Raw genomic sequence first — 14274 nt, 5'->3', positions numbered from 1 at the left:
TTTTATTTCCTTTTATTTTTTAAACCATAAATCATTCAAAAATCCAGAAAAGATTAAGAATGACAGCATGACGACATGGAAGGTAACAACCATGCCAAGCAACTGAATCCAGCGATTCTCAGGTAGAGTAGGCTTCCCTGCTTTTTTCCGTTCCTTATTGAGCGTTTTTTTCTTGCGAATCCAAGCGTCATTGATAACCAGTCCAATCCCATGAAAGAGTCCATAGGCGATATAGTACCAGGTCACACCGTGCCAAAATCCCATAATCAGCATATTTACAATATAGGCCACGCTTGAGGTTACATTGCGATTTTTAAAGACCTTCTTTCTAGTCAGTACCATCACCATTCGCATAAAGACAAAGTCACGGAACCAGAAAGAGAGACTCATGTGCCAGCGATTCCAAAATTCCTTTAAATCCCTTGATAAAAAAGGCTTATTAAAGTTGATAGGGCTACGAATTCCCATCAAATTTGAAATGGCCAAGGCAAACATAGAGTACCCTGCAAAGTCAAAGAATAGCTCCAGACCAAAGGTATACATGACTGCCAAGGCATAGTGGTTAAAGAAACCACCTGACTGTAAGGCTAGATTCTTTAGAGGAGGGAGTAAGGTTTCTCCTAAAACATGAGCTAGGATAAACTTATACAAAAATCCCCACATGATATAGCGAACAGATTCATCCAGCATATCCATCAACTCATCTCGCTCAGGAATGGTCTGATAATTTTCATTAAACCGCTTAAAGCGATCGATTGGCCCGCTTGAAAAAGTCGGCATGAAGAGTAGGAAGCGGAGGAATTCCCAGAGGCTAAAATCCTTAATCACTCCATCTCTCAGCTCGATGATAATCCCAACCGAACGAAAGGTCAGGTAAGAAATTCCCAAAAATCCAAGCAAAGACTGCGTTCCATTGATAGCTGGCTGCACCTTGACAAAGATAATCGGCAGTAGGGACAGAAAACTAACTAGGTAGAAAACCCACTTACCATCCTTACTTTTTCGATAGTGCTTATAGAAAAGCAAGAGCAATATTTCCCAGCACAGATAAATGCCCAAGGCAGCCAATTGATTAGTCTTCCCACCTACCAGCATGGTAACGATAAAGAAGAGACTAACCAATACCTCGTACCAGGCAAAGCGTTTCTTGAAAAAGAGGCCGATAAAGATGGGCAAGGTTGCAGCAATCACATAGACAAAATACTGAGGATTGCCGTATGGCTCTAAATGAGGAAGCTGTTTAAAAAACTCCATCATCTCCTATTTACCTCATTAATCAATCCTTTGATATCAATTTTTCCATTTGGAGTCAGTGGCAAACTGTCTCGATAAAGGAATTTGGACGGCATCATATAAGACATCATAATATCTGTCAAGTCTTCCTTAATGGCCTTGGTAATATCGATATCACGCTCAAACTGCTCACGAACACCATCTTTTAAGATGACATAGGCTAGAAGATTTTGCACCTTGTGGTCTTTATTATAGCGCGGTACTGCAACAGCAGACTCGATAAAGCGAGACTTATTGAGGTTTTGAGAGACATCTTCTAACTCAATGCGGTAACCGTTGAACTTAATCTGGAAGTCCATGCGTCCGCCGTAGAGAAGCAAGCCTTCATCTGTCATGGTTCCCACATCACCTGTGTGATAGGCTGGCAGACCTTCAAACTCAAAGAAGGCTTCTGCTGTTTTTTCAGGATTGTTCATATATCCTTTTGAAACAGCTGGTCCAGAAACAATGATTTCTCCCTGTTCGCCATTTGGCAGTTTATTTCCTTCCTCGTCAATGATAAAGGTTGGAGAATCAGCCTTGGTATAGCCAATTGGTAGACGTTTGAGATTCGCTAGCATCTCATCTGTCACGGCAACTGCTGACAGGGCCACTGTCGCTTCTGTTGGGCCGTAAGCATTGATAATACGGGCATTTGGGAAACGTTCGCGCAGTTTTTGAGCCGTTTTAACCGTCAATTCTTCACCATCAAAGTAGAAATGCGTGATGCCAGGCATTTTCTCGCTATTAAAGTCTTCTGACAACATAGCCATATCCGCAAAAGAAGGCGTTGAAGTCCAGATAGCGATTGGCAATGAAAAAATGGTCGCAAAGAGTTGCTTAAAGTCCTGAGTAATAGCTGAAGGAAGGGCAAAAAGCGTACCTCCCAGTGCCAAGGTCGGCGCCCAGTACATGACGGACAGGTCAAAAGAATAAGGGGGCTGAGCCAGCATTTGCGGACGACTTGGCGTCGCAAATTCCTTGTCCGTAATCATCCAGTTGGTAAAGCTGAGGAGATTATCATGTGAAATCTGTACTCCCTTTGGCTTACCAGTCGTACCAGAAGTAAAGATAATGTAGTAGTTATCATCTCCCTTGACTGGATGCGTGATCTCATATCTAGACCCTTGAGCAAAGGCTTCTTGAACCTGAGCTAGAGTCATCATCGGCGTAGAAACCTGCTCCAATGGGAAGTCTGAAACGGCAATAATCAAACTTGGCTCCGCTACTTCTAAAATAGCTGAAACTCGCTCCAAGGCCGAATGGCTGTCAATTGGAATGTAGGCATGACCTGACTTAGTCAGCGCTACAAAAGTTGCCAACATTTCATATTCTTGGCCACCAAAAACAACCACAGGAGACTTCTCTGGCAAATCCAGTTGATCAATGGCTGCAGCCAAACTATCCGAATCAGCCTTTAAATCTCCATAAGTGTGTTCCTGCCCCAAAACATTGTAAACAGGATAGCTAGGCTGTGTCTGAGCAAAATGCTCAATGGTTTCAATCATATCTACTATTGGTTTATTTGACACAATAGGAATTCTCCTTCAAGTTAAAATTCATTATAGATAAAGCTTCCTTGACCCTGACCAAGATAGCTAAAGAAGTAAAGCAGCCCCAGAAAGATAAGAAAATACAAGGCTGTCCGACCAAGAAAGAGGTACAATTCTTTTCTCTGTTTCATCAAGAAAAACCATTCATTTCTGTAATTTTTCGCTAAAATAAGAGTGATTCTTACTAGCTTATTTTTCTACCATTGTACCACTTTATATAGTATTTTTTCAATTGTTTACCGTACATTTTCACTACATTTAAGCTAATTTTAAAGATTATGCGGTTTTTCTATGAATATTTCAAATAGAGTGTCCCTGGGCAAAAACTCAATTTTAGAAGAAAATGAAGTAAATCTTTCCATAATAAAATGCACAATATCAAGTTTCAACACCCGATATTATGCGCTTTTCTAATTTTTCAAGACTTTTTAACTAGTCTCTCATTTAAAATAATCTCGTCTGATATAAATTAAAATAGCTTCTATCATCAGACAAATTGCTGATAGCCAAAAACTGATGCTAATACCAAAATTCTCAGTAATATAGCTCATTAGCAAAACAAATACTGAAAATGCTAATGTCGAAATCACTTCCAGAACGGAATAGACATTAACCAAGTTATTTTCCTCTACTGTTTCCTGAAGAAATACACTTTCAGGAACTTCTTTTAGCTGCGATAACATACCAACTAAAGCCGAAAATACTAAAAACACCTGTGCATTTGGAAAAAGTAGAATAGTCAGTGTCACTATTGCCATAGCTACCAGAGAAAAAAGAATACTTTCCCATTTAGCAGCGAGGAACTTTTCAGATAGCCTAAAAGCAATTAAGCCACTAATTATAATCCCGATAGAATATGCTGTATTAGAATATCCCCAGTAACTTTCCGTTTCATTTAATAACTCAGTTACAAAGACAAGTATGATAGACGAAACCCAAATCGTATTTGAGAAAATTTCAAATAAATTTGCTGATACAAAAAGTCTTAATCTAGGATCTCTAGCAACTAACTTCCAACCTTTGAGCAAAATTTCAAGATTAGTTTCTGACTCTAACACCTCCACTTCAGCGTTAGGCAGAAATAACATCAGAAAGCTAGAAATGATATACAAGATTAAAATGATAAACGTGGTAGGTAACAGACCAATTGTTGCAAATAAGAGTCCACCTAATCCCCAACCCACCAATTGAACAGCTTCACCACTCATTGATAAGGCTGAATTAGCCTTACCCAAATCGGTCGCATAGCGCGGCACAATAGCATAGGAAACAGGTGCTGCAAAACCATCCAATATGGAAATTGCAACAACAAATAGATAGGTCACCAAAGGCGCTACTGATTGCATTAGTATAAACATTCCTACCAGCATCGACAATAATATAGTCTTTCCAAATTGGGATAAAGATAAAACCCTATTTAACGCTAGTCTTTTAGTAACTAAAGGAACTAAAAGACTAGCAACAAAAGAGGATATCCCTATTAAAATAGGAACTAATGATGTGGCAATTACTGATTTTGAAATAATGTATATGTTAGCAATGATTGTTACTCTAAAGAAAATATCTGCTAAATTTGCAAACAATTGAGAGACTAACAATTTGATAAATGAATTAGACATATAGCTCTCCTATCTTAGTTGCCAACTTTGGAATTAAAATTTGATTTTTAATATTTTAGCATAAAATAGCAGAAAACAAAAGTGAGATTTTTCACATAAAAAAGCAAAAACTATTGCCTTTATTATTCCTATTTTTTGAAGGAATTATTATCGTTGATTGGATAGTACTAATTAGTTATACTCAATGAAAAAAAGCCTGAGATTTTCATCTCAAGCTTTTCAACATAATTGTTTTCTAGATTAGAAAAGCGAGAATACAAGCACGGCCAAGGCTGCACCGATAACAGGTCCCACAACTGGAATCCAAGCGTAAGACCAATCTCCGTCTCCCTTGTTTGAAATTGGCAAGATGCTATGCATGATACGAGGTCCAAGGTCACGCGCAGGGTTCAAGGCACAACCTGTTGTTCCACCTAGTGATAGAACGATACCGACAATCAAAGTTCCCACTGCGAAGGTTCCGATTCCTGCTTGAAGGTCATAAAGTCCCAAAGCAAAGATTGTTAATACCAATACAAAAGTTCCTAGGATTTCACTAATCAAGTTTGATACAGTATCTTTTATAGCTGGTCCAGTACTGAAGGTTGCCAGGATATTGCCTGCATTTTCTTCTGCCTCATAATGCGGTTTGAATTGCAACCAAACCAAAATCTGACCCAGCATAGCCCCTGCGAACTGAGCTAGGATGTATGGGAAAACGGAAGCCCAAGAGAGCGTTCCTTTTAAGGCCATCGCAAACGTTACAGCTGGATTTAGGTGGGCTGGGCTGAGCGTGCCAGATACAAAAGCCGCAACGGCTACAGCAATTCCCCAACCCATAGTAATCACAATCCAACCTGCATTGTTGCTCTTGGTTTTAGGAAGAACCACACCTGCAACAACACCATTTCCTAGAAGAATCAGGATTAAAGTCCCCAAAAATTCTCCAAATAATTCTTTCATCATATCGTTGTCTCCATTTTAAAGAAGGAGAGGGAAGGCAAGGAAGGCTTGTCTCCCTCTCTTCTAGTTTTTCTTAATTTTTCAATTCCGCTAGATCGTTGTTAGCAAGGGCTGCTTCAACATCCGCACGGTAAGTTGCTTTCTCGTCTTCTGTCCAGTCATAGAATCGTCCCATTTCATCTAAAACTGGCTCAACGATGCTATCCAAACTATCACGCATAAAGAGCATGTGGTTGGTACGACGAAGGAGGAAGTCAACTGGGCTAAGAGCCAACTCATTGCGCATTGCATAGTGAAGTGATAAAGTATCTGCCAAGCTGAGTCCTGGTGCTTGTTCTAAACTATGAGCAAGGGCAAAGACTTTCGGTACATTTGAACCATAGAGATTTGCGAGATAGTGAGCTTCCTTGCTATCCAATCCACGTGACACTCCAAGTTGCGCAAAGGCTTCGATTTCTGAATCAACATTTGCTGGGTTCAATTCCCCACCTGAAACAGGGTAAGTCTTAGAGTTGATAAGTTTAAAGCTACGGTCAAATTCTGCTTTGAGGATGTCAACCACGCGCTCCATAGCTCCTTCAGCCATCTTACGGTAGTCTGTGATTTTACCACCAGCAAGGGTCAAAAGGCCATTGTCATCACGATCCAAGCTCGAACCACGAGAAACTGCAGATGGGGCCAAATGTTTCTCAGATGTGCTGCTTTCAAGCTTGCTGACAGCAGACTCAACATCTTCACGCGTTTTTTCTTTAGAGAGATAAGATTCGACAGTCGCGATCAAGTTGTTAAAGCTTTCATCACTGATAGTTCCGTTATTTCCGCCATTGTAGTCAGAAGCGCTATTGCCTGCGATCAATGGACGAAGACCTGCCCAGCTGCTTTCGATATCATCGATAGTAATGTTAGCTTCTGGGAAGCGGTTGTTAACAATGCCAAGTAGGTAATCCACATCTTCCTGAGTCACTTTTGGATGTTCCAAATCACCTGTGTAGTCTGTATCCGTTGTACCAAAGTAGGTCTTGTTTTCACGTGGGAGAACAAAGACCATACGGCCATCACCCAAACCTGTATCAAAGTAAACCGGCTGTGAAACCTTGATCTTGCTTGAATCCACTACCAAGTGAACTCCCTTGGTTGGACGCATTTGTGAGAATTGTGTTCCCTTATTAGACAAGTTACGTACTTTATCACTCCAAGGACCTGTTGTGTTAATCACCAGACGGGCCTTGATTTCAAAGACTTGGTCTGTCAAGAGATCACGAGCTACAACACCTGTAATCTTGCCACTTTCGTCAAAGAGGAAGCCTTCTGCCTTCACGTGGTTAGCAATGAGGGCACCGTCTTGGTTGGCACGTTTGATATTTTCAATCACGAGACGCGCATCGTTGTTACGGAAGTCAAGGTAAACCCCACCTCCTACCAAGCCTTCTTTCTTCAAGTTTGGCTGGCGTTCCAAGACTTCTTCCTTACTCAAAACCTTGTTAGCAGCTGGCGTGTTGTTAACTCCTGCCAAAAGGTCGTACAAGTCCATGGCTACTTTAAGACGGAAGAGGCTAAAGGTCGCTCCATCTTCGTCGTAAACTGGTAAGAGCATTGGGTCTGGTTTCGGAATGTGGGGAGCGATTTGTTGAACTACAGCACGTTCAGAAACAGTGTCTGATACCACTTCTACGTCGAATTGTTTGAGGTAACGAAGACCACCGTGAACCAATTTTGTTGAACGGCTAGATGTTCCTTCTGCGAAGTCCTGCATTTCAATCAAACCAGTCTCAAGACCGCTAGCCGCTGCCTGCAAGGCTACACCAGCCCCTGTAATTCCTCCACCGATAATCAAGAGGTCCAAGGTACGTTCCTGCATTTTTTGAATTGATAATTCACGTGTTTTCTTTGAAAATTCCATATTTACACACTTTCTAACTAAGTCGCTTTATTCTTCCAGTATTAGTCATCGATTTCCGCAAAGACTTGCGTTGCTTTTACAGCCTTCTTCCAGCCCTTGTAGAGTTGTTCCTTGCGAGATTCGTTCATCGATGGCTCGAAGAGCTCTCCTGTCTCATTCAAGAGTTTCAACTCATCCAAGTCTTTCCAATAACCTACTGACAAACCTGCTAGGAAGGCTGCTCCTAGGGCTGTTGTTTCCAAGTTTTTGGCGCGTGCGATATCGATTCCCAAAATGTCAGCTTGGAACTGCATGAGGAAATTGTTCATAGCTGCACCACCGTCTACTTTCAAGACTTGGATAGCTGTCTGAGCATCCACTTGCATGGTGTCGATGATGTCACGTACTTGATAAGCAATAGATTGCAAAGTCGCCTTGATAAAGTCTTCTTTACTTGTTCCACGAGTTAAGCCAAAGACAGAACCGCGAGCGTTTTGGTTCCAGTATGGAGCACCTAGACCTGTAAAGGCTGGAACGACATAAACTTCATCATTGTTGTGAGAATCACGGGCATATTTTTCAGATTCTGGTGAATTTTCAACCATGCGAAGTCCATCACGAAGCCACTGAATGGCGCTGCCTGCGATGAAGATTGAACCTTCCAAGGCATAGTAAACCTTGCCATTGATTCCGTAACCAATGGTTGTTAATAGGTTGTTCTCAGACAACTGCATCTCTTCACCAGTATTCATGATGATGAAAGAACCTGTTCCATAAGTATTCTTGACCATACCTGGTTCAAAGGCCAACTGTCCAAAGAGGGCTGCTTGTTGGTCCCCAGCCATACCTGAGATTGGCACTTCTCCACCGTAGAAATGGAATGGAGCTGTCTTACCATAGATTTCAGAGTTAGAACGAACTTCTGGCAACATAGCCTTTGGAATGTTGAGGATTTCCAAAATCTCATCATCCCATTTAAGTTCTTTAATGTTATAAAGCATGGTACGAGCTGCATTTGAGTAGTCCGTCACGTGAGCCGCACCGTCAGTCAATTTCCAAACCAACCAAGTATCGATGGTACCAAAGAGCAATTCCCCTTTTTCTGCTCGCTCTTGAGCACCTTCTACATGATCCAAAATCCAACGAACCTTGGTAGCAGAGAAGTAAGCATCGATGATCAAACCAGTCTTTTCATGGAATTTTTCCACATAACCTTGACTTTTTAGTTGTTCAGCCAAAGGAGCTGTCTGACGTGATTGCCAAACGATAGCATTGTAGATAGGGAGCCCTGTTTTCTTATCCCAGACGACAGTTGTTTCACGCTGGTTGGTAATCCCGATTGCTTCGATTTGATTTGGCTTGACACCACTTTCGATGAAAGCACCCGCAATAACTGACTGAACAGAGTTCCAAATTTCATTGGCATTGTGCTCTACCCAACCTGCCTGAGGGAAAATCTGGGTAAACTCTTTTTGACTCGAGCTAACTTTTTCTCCTTTTTTGTTGAAAATAATGGCACGAGAACTTGTAGTTCCCTGGTCAATGGCCATAATGTATTTTTCTTGTGACATGTGCTGTCCTCCTGATAAAGATCTTGAGGATGTTTCCTCTTTACACTAACTAGTATACAAAATAAAGCGCTTTCTTATTCATCAACTTTTTTTAATTTTTTAAAAAATGTGAGTAGATTGTGTGAATTTCACAAAAAAGACCTGGAACAACCAAGCCTTTTAAGTGAATAATAACTGACGAATCGCTGCCAAATCTTCCAAATCCAAGTCGTTTTTTAAATAATAAACTGGAGTCTGTTCCTTCTTATGAATCGGGTTATTGGTAACCAGCAAATCATAATGTCGAGTTCGGTCATAGGCTTCAATGGTAATAAAACGATTGTATTCCAAATACCGTTTCAAAATGGCTGCCATCCTTGAAAAGACAAGAAAACCTGATGTCAAATCCAAACCAATCCGCATATGCTGGCCACCATTTTCAGCCATATATTCAATTAACTGGAGCCATTCCCAGAGAATTTTCTTATCCAAATCCGTCCCCTGCTGAAAGGCAGGCAAGGCATGAAAAATCTCCTCTGCCGTTCCCCTAAAATCATGTTCCATCAAAAAATAAGGATGACGATTCTCCAACTGGTACTTGTAGCGGTCCTGTAAAATATAGCCCTTATAGAGATAGACTTGAGCACAAAGCTGACTGAGTTCATAGGTAACGTGATCCTCTGTATAATCACCCAGCAACTCCTCCTTCTTCATTTCTTGAATCAACTGTGTCAGCAAATCGGCCAACTGCCCTCCAAAACCAAGGATATATTCCATAGTATGAAGAGGAAGAATGCGATGAGATAGGAGGAAAGAGAAGAAAATCATCATCTCCCCATCCTCAGTTCCTAGAGGAAGGTGTTGTCCAGCGCAAAAGGACGGAGCCTTTCGATGCAAACGAAGGTAGAAAATATTGTCAAAATACCCTCGCATTTTCTCTTCTATGACTTGAAACTGACAGGCATTGACCCGAAGACGCTGTTGACTGATATGAGTCCAGAGAACCAAGTCCAATTTCTGACCCGAAGACAAACTTGCACCGCAGATTTCTTCTAAAGTAGCAATCTCCTGTTTTCTCTCTGGTTTCTGCATGTGACCTTCCCATTCCTGACTCGACCAGACCTTGCGGAAAAGACAGAAATAGAAATAGCGAATCTGATGCTCTGGACCTCGCCAACGTCCATTTTGGATGGATAAGTCAAATTCTGACAAAATCTGATTCAAACTAGCTAAGTGGCGACCAAGCGTAGCCTCGCTAATCATCAATTCTTGAGCCAGCTGATGGGCTAAAAACTGTTGGTGGTAGAGAAGATAGACCAAAATCTGGTATTTAACAGCATTCTCCAAAAACAGGCTCCGAATATCTCTCCCCTTGGTAGCTGCACCGATCGACAGGCGCAGATTTTCATCTTCTAAGGAGATATTCAGCTCTAAGCCACTGTTCAAAGCCTTGTCATTGAGTAGGGTGACATATTTGGTTAGGGTTGCTTTTGAAAATCCTGTTTCCTCCATTACAGCCTTGACGGTCGTCTGAGACTCTTGTAATAGAAAGGAAAGGATTGAAAATTGGCCAGATTCAGCCTTTTCCATCAAATCTCCTAAATACATTTGTTACCCCTTTCATTTTCTACCTTAAGCATAGCATAAATCTTACAAATGCTGAAATAATCTGTTTCTCTTTTTATTTTCATGCTAATTTCCCAGTCCATTATCCTAAAAATCAACAAACACACGGCTCCCTCTTTGGGCATTTTTATGCTAAAATAGTAGCTATGGATAAAATTATTAAAACTATATCAGAAAGCGGAGCCTTTCGTGCTTTTGTCCTTGACAGCACAGAAACCGTCCGCACTGCTCAAGAAAAACACCAAACCCAAGCTAGCTCAACTGTAGCACTTGGTCGAACTCTTATCGCTAGCCAGATTCTCGCAGCCAATGAAAAAGGAAACACTAAACTAACAGTTAAGGTGCTGGGATCTAGCTCCCTAGGTGCTATCATCACCGTCGCTGATACCAAAGGTAACGTCAAAGGCTACGTTCAAAATCCTGGTGTTGACATCAAAAAGACTGCAACTGGTGAAGTTCTAGTTGGACCTTTTGTTGGAAATGGTCAATTCCTCGTTATCACAGACTACGGTACTGGAAATCCTTACAACTCTATGACTCCCCTTATCTCTGGAGAAATTGGTGAAGACCTTGCCTTTTACCTGACTGAAAGCCAACAAACACCTTCAGCAGTCGGTCTCAATGTCCTTTTGGACGAAGAAGACAAGGTCAAGGTTGCAGGTGGTTTCCTAGTCCAAGTCTTGCCGGGAGCCAAGGAAGAAGAGATTGCTCGCTTTGAAAAACGCATCCAAGAAATGCCAGCTATCTCGACCCTTCTCGAAAGTGAAGACCATATCGAAGCCCTCCTCAAGGCTATCTACGGGGACGAGGCCTACAAGCGTCTTTCTGAAGAAGAAATCCGTTTCCAATGTGACTGTAGCCATGAACGCTTTATGAACGCTCTTGCTAGCCTTCCAAGCTCAGACTTACAGGAAATGAAAGAGGAAGACCACGGGGCAGAAATCACTTGTCAATTCTGCCAAACAACTTACAACTTTGATGAACACGACCTGGAGGAACTCATTCGTGACAAATCTTAATACACCCTTTATGATTGGCAATGTTGAGATTCCCAATCGTACCGTTTTAGCGCCCATGGCTGGCGTGACCAACTCAGCCTTTCGTACTATTGCAAAAGAGCTCGGAGCTGGACTCGTTGTCATGGAAATGGTCTCTGACAAGGGAATCCAATACAACAACGAAAAAACCCTGCATATGCTTCATATCGATGAAGGCGAAAACCCTGTTTCTATCCAACTTTTTGGTAGTGATGAAGACAGCCTGGCACGCGCAGCAGAATTCATCCAAGAAAACACCAAAACCGATATCGTGGATATCAACATGGGCTGCCCAGTTAATAAAATCGTGAAGAACGAAGCTGGCGCTATGTGGCTCAAGGACCCAGACAAGATCTACTCTATTATCAACAAGGTTCAATCTGTCCTTGATATTCCACTTACTGTCAAAATGCGTACAGGCTGGTCTGACCCGTCTCTTGCAGTAGAAAATGCCCTCGCTGCTGAAGCTGCAGGTGTTTCTGCCCTTGCTATGCATGGCCGTACCCGCGAACAAATGTATACGGGTCATGCAGACCTTGAGACCCTTCACAAGGTCGCTCAAGCTTTGACCAAGATTCCATTCATCGCCAACGGTGACATCCGTACGGTCCAAGAAGCCAAACAACGCATCGAAGAAGTTGGTGCTGACGCAGTTATGATTGGCCGCGCTGCCATGGGAAATCCTTACCTCTTCAACCAAATCAACCACTACTTTGAAACAGGAGAAATCCTACCTGATTTGACCTTTGAGGACAAGATGAAAATCGCCTACGAACATTTGAAACGCTTAATTAACCTCAAAGGAGAAAACGTAGCAGTTCGTGAATTCCGTGGACTCGCTCCTCACTACCTCCGTGGAACATCTGGCGCAGCCAAACTCCGTGGAGCCATTTCACAAGCTAGCACTCTGGCAGAGATTGAGGCTCTCTTGCAATTGGATAAGGCTTAAAATGGTTCATACTGCTCTACTGATTATCGATATGCAAAAAGCATTTGATAACCCTATCTGGGGAGAACGGAACAACCCTCAAGCTGAACAACAAGCATTGAGGGTACTGGCATACTTTCGTAAACATGCTCTTCCAGTCTTACATGTTCAACACATATCTGACAATCCCCAGTCGCAATTTCATAACAAACAAAATCAGGAGTTTAAAAGTGGATTTGAGCCAGTTACTGTAGAAACTGTCTTTCAAAAAACGGTTAATAGCGCCTTCATTGGAACAAATCTTGAAACATATTTACGAAAAAATCAGATTTGTCATTTAGTCGTTGTTGGTTTGACCCTGCCTCATTGTGTATCTACTACGACACGAATGGCAGCAAATCTTGGTTTTGAAGTCACTTTACTAGCAGATGCTACTGCCAGTTTTACCCTATCTAACAAAAACGGTCAGGCCATCTCTCCTGAGACTATCCATGAGATTAATATCCTTTCTCTACAAGATGAGTTTGCTCAAATTCTTACTACCGAAGAATTTTTAACCCAAGTATAAGTACAAGTATAAAATAATCCGTCAACTCTTATTGAGCTGACGGATTTTCTTTGACTGTAAAAATTCAAATACTGAGAGCTATTATTGACTCAAAGCAACACTGGAAACCTTACCATCCGCTCCTGTTGTAATTTGGATGACTTTCCCTCCACCAATTTTGGCATTATACTTACCATCATCAAGAGTATAAGAATAGCCTTTGATAGAGTAATTTTCTTTCTTTCCATCAGAAGATTCTACTGTAAATTGACCTCCTGATGAAACTGTGATAATTTCGCCATTTGCTCCCTTCCAATTGCCCGCTGCAGCTGAGAAATCACCGTCTACCATGGTTAAAACACCCTTGTAGCGTTTATTTTGCTCTGCTTGTTTGTCTTGAAGTTTGCGGTCAGTTGTAGGATCATAGCTTGATTGATTAGACTGAGCTTGAGAAGCCTGTTGAGTTGAAGGAGTCTGAGCAGGAGTTTGTTGACTAGCCACCTGTTGATTAGCCACTTCTTGACCTTGTCTTTGCTCTGGTGTAGGTGCCGCTTGTGATGGTGTTGCAGTTGCTGAAGATTGATCAGTAGATGCCTTAGCCTTTTCAGATGCAGCTGAACTTGAGGACTTCTGAGTCTTGCTTTCTTTGCTAGCAGAAGCTGCTTTAGAACTTGATGATTGGCTTGTCTTAGCAGAACTGCTTGCTTGAGTTGTTTCCTTTTTATTCCCACAAGCTCCTAACAGCAAGGTAGAGGCCAATACAGTTGCTGCCATCAATTTGATATAGGTTTTCTTTTTCATTTTTCTACTCCTTTGTAATGTTTTAGAAATATAATGAAATCTTTTTGTAATATAATTGTAACATTCAAATTTGAATATGTCAACAATTTATCTAAACTATTTTAAAAATCTTAAATACTTTAGATACATTTTCTCCTCCTACTCTTCTATTCGTAATAAAACAGAAAAATAGGAGATTTTCCTATTAAAAATTTGAATTTGTTTTTGTGAAATCGCTTGCACCTTTAAGTACAAAGGAATATAATAACATTGAAATAGAATATAGGAGGTGCACTCTTATGCTAAATAAGTATTATAAGTATCTTCCTTGGTTGATTTTGGGAGCAATTGGCTCTTATCAATCAGCCGCTTACTATGCGCGAACTGCATTTGATGTGTTTTATCTGACTACAATCTTTTTGATTGTTTATATCGCCTTGTTATTTTTACATGAGAACTATCTCAAGTATAGATACAAAGACTTTTTTACTCACCTGTTGAGCAATTCTAAGAAAGATAGCCACCCATAAAAGTAGTCGCA

Annotated in this window: 13 protein-coding genes; 4 read left to right on the top strand and 9 right to left on the bottom strand. The window is 41.3% G+C overall.

Translation table 11 applies throughout. The features are described from left to right. Window positions 1-12: 12 nt before the first annotated feature. The 8 genes from dltB to PAN07_RS06065 form a co-directional block, all read right to left on the bottom strand. Window positions 13-1257: a D-alanyl-lipoteichoic acid biosynthesis protein DltB gene (gene dltB, locus PAN07_RS06100; protein ID WP_269797494.1), complete on the bottom strand. Its 1245-nt coding sequence runs from the start codon at window positions 1255-1257 to the stop codon at window positions 13-15. Beyond that, window positions 1254-2804 (bottom strand): D-alanine--poly(phosphoribitol) ligase subunit DltA, encoded by a 1551-nt coding sequence (gene dltA / locus PAN07_RS06095; protein WP_269797493.1) that lies wholly within the window; start codon window positions 2802-2804, stop codon window positions 1254-1256. The genes dltB and dltA overlap by 4 nt, the downstream gene beginning before the upstream one ends. Before the next feature lie 20 nt (window positions 2805-2824). Next, the gene (locus PAN07_RS06090; RefSeq protein ID WP_000813667.1) at window positions 2825-2956 is read right to left on the bottom strand and encodes a teichoic acid D-Ala incorporation-associated protein DltX; all 132 of its coding nucleotides are present in this window, start codon (window positions 2954-2956) and stop codon (window positions 2825-2827) included. A gap of 309 nt (window positions 2957-3265) precedes the next feature. After that, entirely contained in the window at window positions 3266-4444 is a 1179-nt protein-coding gene (locus PAN07_RS06085) for a ryptide export MFS transporter (RefSeq protein WP_269797492.1), read from the bottom strand. A gap of 240 nt (window positions 4445-4684) precedes the next feature. Continuing rightward, window positions 4685-5389: an MIP/aquaporin family protein gene (locus tag PAN07_RS06080; protein WP_020902151.1), complete on the bottom strand. Its 705-nt coding sequence runs from the start codon at window positions 5387-5389 to the stop codon at window positions 4685-4687. Between the two features lie 70 nt (window positions 5390-5459). Then, complete coding sequence (gene glpO, locus PAN07_RS06075; RefSeq protein WP_269797491.1) at window positions 5460-7286, bottom strand: type 1 glycerol-3-phosphate oxidase; 1827 nt, start codon at window positions 7284-7286, stop codon at window positions 5460-5462. A gap of 41 nt (window positions 7287-7327) precedes the next feature. Beyond that, entirely contained in the window at window positions 7328-8836 is a 1509-nt protein-coding gene (gene glpK / locus PAN07_RS06070; RefSeq protein WP_020902154.1) for a glycerol kinase GlpK, read from the bottom strand. A gap of 159 nt (window positions 8837-8995) precedes the next feature. Then, window positions 8996-10423 (bottom strand): helix-turn-helix domain-containing protein, encoded by a 1428-nt coding sequence (locus tag PAN07_RS06065; RefSeq protein ID WP_049499133.1) that lies wholly within the window; start codon window positions 10421-10423, stop codon window positions 8996-8998. Window positions 10424-10587: 164 nt separating this feature from the next. Between PAN07_RS06065 and hslO the strand changes: the two genes are divergently transcribed. Genes hslO through PAN07_RS06050 form a run of 3 tightly spaced genes read left to right on the top strand, consistent with a single transcriptional unit; the run spans window position 10588 to window position 12974 of the window. After that, window positions 10588-11460: an Hsp33 family molecular chaperone HslO gene (gene hslO / locus PAN07_RS06060; protein ID WP_049499132.1), complete on the top strand. Its 873-nt coding sequence runs from the start codon at window positions 10588-10590 to the stop codon at window positions 11458-11460. Beyond that, on the top strand, window positions 11447-12427 hold the full coding sequence (gene dusB, locus PAN07_RS06055) for a tRNA dihydrouridine synthase DusB (protein WP_000183317.1): 981 nt from the start codon (window positions 11447-11449) through the stop codon (window positions 12425-12427). Before hslO ends, dusB begins: the two co-directional genes overlap by 14 nt. A gap of 1 nt (window position 12428) precedes the next feature. Further along, entirely contained in the window at window positions 12429-12974 is a 546-nt protein-coding gene (locus PAN07_RS06050; protein ID WP_269797490.1) for a cysteine hydrolase family protein, read from the top strand. Between the two features lie 81 nt (window positions 12975-13055). Here PAN07_RS06050 and PAN07_RS06045 read toward each other — a convergent pair whose 3' ends face one another. Next, on the bottom strand, window positions 13056-13754 hold the full coding sequence (locus PAN07_RS06045) for a hypothetical protein (protein WP_261056448.1): 699 nt from the start codon (window positions 13752-13754) through the stop codon (window positions 13056-13058). Between the two features lie 278 nt (window positions 13755-14032). Here PAN07_RS06045 and PAN07_RS06040 point away from each other — a divergent pair, with 278 nt between their 5' ends. Next, window positions 14033-14263, top strand: a complete 231-nt coding sequence (locus tag PAN07_RS06040; protein ID WP_023947307.1) for a hypothetical protein — start codon at window positions 14033-14035, stop codon at window positions 14261-14263. Window positions 14264-14274 lie beyond the last annotated feature (11 nt).

The organism is Streptococcus sp. SM5, from assembly GCF_027497975.1.
This window is presented reverse-complemented; position numbering and strand designations above follow the sequence as displayed.